The following is a 1,313-nucleotide window of genomic DNA, read 5'->3' on the forward strand; positions in this document are numbered from 1 at the left end:
CAGGAGCGACTAGTCGAAGTGTATGTACTCCCAGGAATAGGGCAAACCCTGCCTGAACCTCCTCTTCCTCAGGGCCTCCCGGCACGACCCATGCGAAACCTTCTGCTACCCCTCCACCGGATCCCACACCGATCCCGCCCTCCTAGAGGTGCAATTCATTCGGGTTATCCTCCAGGGGAAATACCAGACACGGGAGAAGTCGTCGGATTGGTGGAAAATTCACCCTTGTACACCTCCGCCGGAGTCATGCCCGACCAGCTAGGAGCCTGGGTGGTGGACAGCGAAACTGGAGTGCACCAGTTGCAGGCCGAGGAATTGGCCAAAGGTAAGGGCCTCCCTTTGGATTGGGTAACCAGTGACGCTCGTATACCAACCACCACGGTCATAGACGCCACCCGCCTACACATCTGGACCGCCGTATGTGACACCCTCGGACAGTGGTTGAAGGGAAGCCAGGGGGGGGCACGACCGCTAGATGATCCCCGGGGCGGGGTCCCCATCTACGAGGCCCCCATCGACACACCGGCCCCTCCAAACCCAAAAGACATACCGGCTGCCCCCTGGGAATACCAGATGCCCGACCTATCCGAGGGCGACCAATTCTACCAGGACTCAACCGCCAGACTCCGCCAGATTATTAAAGGACGCCCAGATGAAGATCAACTCTGGACGGAAGGACTGGACGCCCTAGATGTCCACCGAAAGAATTACACGGAGGCTGGCCCGAAATACCTCCAATTGCTCTGGTGGGAGTTCCCCGAACCCCACCGGGAAGCCATCCGGATAGGATCCAGTATGCGGTTCCTGATAGACCCAGGTGACGAGATAGTACCCAACCCTGCACTCACGCCGGAACAAATAGAAGTGGTTTGCACCTTCGTGGAAGAACTCAAGGCCCTGGGGGTGGTCCGACCTGCCACCAGAAAATTGCGAAGAGTCTGCCCCTTGTTTGTGGTCCCAAAACCAGGGCAACCGGGTCAGTGGAGGTGCATTGCAGACATGAAAAAGGGCGGGCAAAATGATTGTTGTGGGTTGGACCCCATTTTCCTCCCCTCCGCCAAGGACATCCTCCCCCACCTCTACTCTGGGGGATGGTCGGCCATCGCCGACGCCAGCAAGCACTTCCACAACTTCAGCACACTGCCCGAGGAACGCGACCTGATTGGAATCATCCACCCAGTCACTGGAGAGCACCTTTGGTATGTGGGCCTACCTATGGGATCGGTCAACAGCCCCTCCATCGCCTGCCGCGCGGGAGAAGGTTTCATGGACATGCTCAGGCGGGAGAGCGAAGTCTTCAGAGCGGTCACGTA

The 1,313-nt window shown here is 58.5% G+C and carries 1 protein-coding gene; it reads left to right on the plus strand.

What is annotated here, in order from left to right; all coding sequences use genetic code 11:
- Positions 1 to 573 precede the first annotated feature (573 nt).
- Positions 574 to 1,313 (plus strand): hypothetical protein (locus ACRCYW_RS05180; protein WP_438549094.1); only part of this gene is annotated, 740 nt, incomplete at its 3' end.

This window comes from Aeromonas sp., assembly GCF_051657805.1.
In the GTDB taxonomy this organism is placed as follows: Bacteria; Pseudomonadota; Gammaproteobacteria; order Enterobacterales; family Aeromonadaceae; genus Aeromonas.